A 4,214-nucleotide genomic window follows, 5' to 3' on the forward strand; every position below is an offset into this window, starting at 1 on the left:
TGCTTTTTTAATATTTTGAGTGAATGGCAAAATTTTATTTTTTATTAATTTTAATTAATTCTTAATAATTAATTCTTATTTATTATTTTACTTAATTTTCAACCGTTTCATAACCATCTGACGATTTTCCTTTACATTAAATAATAAACTATTTTTAAATCACTAAAGACAACATAATTTAATCGCCAAGACAGTATTCAATTCGATGAAAAATAATAGATAATGATTTATATTTAAAATAACATATCTATAATTATCTATATTTAATTTGAAGAGTTTTAATTTAAGTATACTTAAATTTATTTAATTTTAACTTATTAAATAAGAATTTAATAAGAATTATCATGTTTCAGATTAAATCGGATGATTTTAATTAAAATAAGGAGTTGATTTTAGGTATGACTAAATATGATGAATATCGTGAAAAATTCATTGATCGAAAAACGATTGAAGACATTCCTGAAGATCATATTGTGTTTTTTGTAATATTTTTCATTGAAACGTATTGTATGGAGTTTTGCAAGCGAAAGATTGTACATAAGGTCAGTAGGCCACCATTGCCTTTAAAAAATATGCTGGGACTTATTTTACTGTCTGAAATATTGAAAGAATCTTCTGCTAGAAAAATTGCAGATTTTACAAAGACAGATTCTGTTTATAAACTGGTAATGGAAGGCATTCCAGTTTCCAAGGAGTCTGTAACTCGTTATAAAAATTATTTCATACCCTATTTTGAAGGAATATTAGGTAAAACAGTGCAAATGGCTAAAGATTTGGGTTTGAGCGAATTTGTTGATGTTAGTGTTGATGGAACCAAAATAAAAGCATATAACTCCAATTATAAAGTTATTCGCAAACATGACTTAAAAATTTTAATCAAAGTTTTAAAAGGTAAATTGGGCCAAGAAGAAGTTAAAAAACTTAAATGGAATGCTCGTAAGTTTTATTATGATGAACGCAAAACATTAACGGAGAAATTAGAATTATTGGAACGAATGCTTGCTGAACTGGAAATTAGTGGTCAGAAATCTGTTCCGGTGAATGATATTGAAGCTCGTTGGATGTATAATAAAAAGAATAAAGCAGAGATTTCATATAATCTTCAAACGTGTGTTGATTGTGCGACGCACTTAATACTTGCCACTTACATCTCACAAAATCCAACAGATGATTATGATTTGCCAATTGTCACGGATATGGCGATGAAAAATGTTGGATTTAAATTTGAGAATTTACTGGCTGACGCTGGTTATTGTAATGAGTTGGTGATTGATTATTTGCAAAAAAGCCAAATAGAAGGATTCATTCCTAATGCAACTCAATCACGAGAAAACAAAGATGCACTAAAAACAAATCCTACCAGTAAAGATAATGTATATATTGATTACCTTAATAAATATATCGTTTGCTTTGCAGGATATCTCTTCCCATTAAAATACCAATATCGGGAAGAAAATGTTAAAAAAACAAGTATTGGTGAAATACGACTTCCGGATAAAATTAAAAGTTTTTATTCTAATTCTGAAGCCTGTAAAAATTGTTTTTATAAAGACCAATGCTTAACTAAAAAAATGACCAATAGACAATATATTGTTTACGGATCAGAGGCTATGATTGACATGTTGCTTAAAATGGAAAACTCCCGAAGCCAAGGAAAAGTACAGTTTAAGACCCGTTGTTGAATCACCCTACGGAACACTAAAACAATTCTACGAATTGAATCAACTGCCTTATATAGGCAAATATAAGATTCAAGGCATCGTAAATTTAAAATCCATAGCATATAACATTATCAGAATATCAAATCTAGTCTTACGTGATTTATTGTTTGAAAATGAAACATATATGAATTTTGTTCAAAAAACGATAGCCAAATATACTGTTAAAACTTAAAAGAATATATAAAAAACCATATCTGATAATGAAAATCATCACCCAATTGTAACTTAATACAATACTAATATAACACTGTTATATTAGGTGGAGGTTTATTTAAATTTCCAATATCGAGGTCAAATTTTTTCAATGATGTCTAAAAAATAGTAAAAGGCATCAAAATATTAAAACCCATTTTAAAAATGTTATATTTAAAAATAATGAATTATATTCAATAAAACATCATAACAAGAAATTAAATAATTTTGCCACTCACTCAATTACTGTAAAAATTAAATTCCAAAGTAAAGCGAAAGCTTTATATTAAATTTTAAATACTTTTTTCATACAAACTATACAATATAAAGCGGAGTTGAAATTATGAAGATTAAACACATCATGATAATATCATTATTATTAATGATTTTAACAATAGGCGCCATCAGCGCGTCACAAGAAATCCCACAGGACAATCTGACCTATGTGGATGAAAGCGTTCAGGAAGCTCAGCAAGCAAACGACAATCTTAGCGTATCAGAACAGGACCCTGTTCTGGAATCAGGAATAGAAGAATCTGACATCAAGATACAGGCAAATACAAAAAGTATAAACGCCACTAAGGGCAGTGAAGTGTTTGTAACCATCAAAGTTCCCAAAGGTGCGAATGGAGAGGTCGACATATCCGTAGACAATATTGCAGGTTTGGACAAGAAATTTTCAAAGCTCTCTGAGAAAACTACAAAAAACGGAGTTACAACCTACAAAATTCGCCTGAAGGAATTTGAGGACTACAGCAAAGATATGGTCAATTACCTCAAATCAACAAGCACCTGCAGCATTGTGGTGTCCTGCCACAACAAAAACAGCGAAGACACCATGGTTGCTGAGGAGTACATCCTGAAGGTTGACAAGAAATCAAAAACCATGAAACTGAAAAGGCTCATACCTACAAACGTATGGATCGGCCCTTTTGACATGAAGTCCGGAACAAGCAAAAAGCTCACCGTGCATCTTGTCACCTATCCCGGAGGAAAAGCGGTTTCAGGAAGGAAAGTTAAAATCACCATATATGGAGTGACATACACTAAAAAAACCAACTCCAAAGGCCTGATTTACATCTATCCTCCAAAACATCTGCCTCCAGCTACTTACTGCAAGGTTCACATGAGCTTTGACGGTGACAGCACATACGCCTCATGTTCACAGACAAACGACATCGAGATATACAAAAAAGCAGGATCATCAAAATCCAAAATCAGCGCGAATTCAAAAACATTCTCACTCAATAAGACCAAAAAGTACACAGTCAAGTTGACAAGCAACAAAAAAGCCATCAAGAAGGCCACAGTCAAGCTCACAGTCAACGGCAAACAGTACTCAGCCAAAACCAACTCCAAAGGTCAGGCCACTTTTGTGTTATCAAAATTAACCAAAAAAGGAAACTTCAAGGCAACAGCCCTCTATATGGGAGATAACAAACACTACATGACCTACAAGAATGTTAAAATAACCGTTAAATAGATGAGAAAATCATCTATTTAATTACTTTTTCAAACCTTCATGGGAAAATCACTGAATTCAGCGAAGACAACCAACTGGAAGTATCTTTACCCATCTTCTCTTGTATAAGCAAATTTACCTCCAGTAATCACTGCCAAAAACTTAGGTTCTTTGATATACAAATCGGTTTGTGAAAACTAAAAATTTGTGGTAAATATAACCTGCCTAAAAGAAATCATTGCCAACAATTTTAAAACATGGAATACAACGCTCATCACATTATCTTTGTGAAAAGAATTAGAAAATACAAAAAATGGATAATAAAAATGATTAAAACAGCACTTCTCCAAAAAGGTAAAAAATCACAAATCCAATTTCTCATTTTCAAGCTCTGTACGAGAAAACCCACTAATTTCAATAGCTTCTTCTAAACCAAACTCCCTTTTAACTTTCAAAGCCAGTTCAAAAGCACCTTTCTTAATACCTTTGTCAATTAAACGTTTCTCTTGTCTACGTAGATCATTAATTCCTGCAGACAAAACAATCACACTCCAAAAAAAAGAAAAAAAGGTGAAAAAATCACCTATTCAATTTCTCACTTTCAAGTTCCTGGCGAGAAAACCCACTGAGCTCAATGGCTTTCTCCAAACCAAACTCCATTTTAACTTTCAAAGCCAAATCAAAAGCACCTTGCTCAATACCTTGCTCAATACCTTGATTAATACCTTTGTCAATTAAACGTTTCTCTTGTCTACGTACATCATTAATTGCTGCAGACAAACCAATCACCTCTTCCAAACGGAGTATATCATCCAATGTTTCAGCGTATTTGTGAATCA

General features: G+C 32.0%; 5 protein-coding genes. 3 read left to right on the forward strand and 2 right to left on the reverse strand.

Features of this window, described 5'->3' with window-relative positions; translation table 11 throughout:
* Positions 1-398 precede the first annotated feature (398 nt).
* The 3 genes from ACKI67_RS01510 to ACKI67_RS01520 all read left to right on the forward strand — a co-directional run bounded on the left by ACKI67_RS01510 (position 399) and on the right by ACKI67_RS01520 (position 3,396).
* Entirely contained in the window at positions 399-1,682 is a 1,284-nt protein-coding gene (locus tag ACKI67_RS01510; RefSeq protein WP_407461629.1) for a transposase, read from the forward strand.
* Entirely contained in the window at positions 1,615-1,893 is a 279-nt protein-coding gene (locus ACKI67_RS01515) for a transposase (protein WP_407461630.1), read from the forward strand. The genes ACKI67_RS01510 and ACKI67_RS01515 overlap by 68 nt, the downstream gene beginning before the upstream one ends.
* 783 nt (positions 1,894-2,676) lie before the next feature.
* Positions 2,677-3,396, forward strand: a complete 720-nt coding sequence (locus tag ACKI67_RS01520) for a hypothetical protein (RefSeq protein ID WP_407461631.1) — start codon at positions 2,677-2,679, stop codon at positions 3,394-3,396.
* A 341-nt stretch (positions 3,397-3,737) separates the two neighbouring features.
* Here the strand turns inward: ACKI67_RS01520 and ACKI67_RS01525 are convergent, their stop codons facing one another.
* Entirely contained in the window at positions 3,738-3,914 is a 177-nt protein-coding gene (locus ACKI67_RS01525) for a hypothetical protein (protein WP_407461632.1), read from the reverse strand.
* Between the two features lie 40 nt (positions 3,915-3,954).
* Positions 3,955-4,214: hypothetical protein (locus tag ACKI67_RS01530; protein WP_407461633.1), on the reverse strand; the 260-nt coding region annotated here is incomplete at its 5' end.

It is taken from the genome of Methanobrevibacter sp., assembly GCF_045577275.1.
In the GTDB taxonomy this organism is placed as follows: Archaea; Methanobacteriota; Methanobacteria; order Methanobacteriales; family Methanobacteriaceae; genus Methanobrevibacter.